Raw genomic sequence first — 433 nt, 5'->3', positions numbered from 1 at the left:
ATTTACGATCCCGGCGATCTGATTCGAATCAGCCATCGCGGGTTTCGGAAAAACTCCAAGGTCGCCGGGTCGGTTCTCGCGAGGCTGGTGGCATGGTTGAGGGACGCAATCATGGTGAGGGGATGGCTGTCGCCGAGCTTCGTCCGCAGGCCGGCCTCGACCTCCTGATCGAGTCCTTGGGCGAGGATGAAGCTGTTCGTATCGTAGTAGCAGTTGGCCAGATTTTCCATGCAGTAGAAGATGAACGGGTGATCCTGGGGTAGCGACGTCCTCAGCAATTCGACGGTCTGTTTCGCAAGTTGGGTTGCGGCGGCCGCGCTCCCCTCCGAGCGGAGGGCCGTGATCAACGCATTTGCGGCGGCAAGAGTGTAGAGACTGAGCCTTTCCCGGTAACGTTTCGTCGCTTTGCGTGACATCAATGTTGTGTTGGTGT

At 58.2% G+C, this 433-nt stretch carries 1 protein-coding gene; it reads right to left on the bottom strand.

All coding sequences use genetic code 11. The features are described 5' to 3' along the window. Positions 1-2: 2 nt before the first annotated feature. Positions 3-433 (bottom strand): hypothetical protein (locus tag G6R25_RS24630; protein ID WP_205447476.1); only part of this gene is annotated, 431 nt, incomplete at its 5' end.

Origin of the sequence: Candidatus Frankia alpina (assembly GCF_902806485.1) — a bacterium.
Lineage (GTDB): Bacteria > Actinomycetota > Actinomycetes > Frankiales > Frankiaceae > Frankia > Frankia alpina.
The sequence above is the reverse complement of the archived record's forward strand: the minus strand, read 5'-3'. Positions and strand labels throughout refer to the sequence as shown.